Origin of the sequence: Mesorhizobium sp. M2E.F.Ca.ET.209.01.1.1 (assembly GCF_004010375.2) — a bacterium.
Lineage (GTDB): Bacteria > Pseudomonadota > Alphaproteobacteria > Rhizobiales > Rhizobiaceae > Mesorhizobium.
Map to the genome: position 1 here is coordinate 1 of NZ_SADP02000549.1, position 351 is coordinate 351.

The window sequence follows — 351 nt, forward strand, 5'->3', positions numbered from 1 at the left end:
GTCGCCCCCGCCCTTGCTGAATGAAATGCAGCACTTCCTCGCGGGCTCTATCACGGTCAAGGACTCGCCCAAGGACCGTGTGAGCCAGGTGCTCATGTACTTCGCGCCATACGGGGCTATTTCGGCGCTGAAAGCCGAAAACTTCAAGTCGGTCTCAATTCAGGTCGACACCACTGGCGAGGGCGTGAACGCCTACGGCACGTCAAACTCCATGACCGTGCTGAACCGCTGGGTAAGCTCCTTGCAAGTCGTTGACGAAATCGCCGTGCGCATCCTCAACCGCTACAAGGAGACGCCGCGCCAAATCACTTTCTCGCTCGATGCTAAAGACGCCGCATTGAAGACTGGCGA

General features: G+C 58.1%; 1 pseudogene. It reads left to right on the forward strand.

Annotated features, from left to right (window positions below):
* Positions 1-25 precede the first annotated feature (25 nt).
* Positions 26-351, forward strand: a pseudogene (locus EN852_RS36860) (hypothetical protein); the annotation flags it as partial.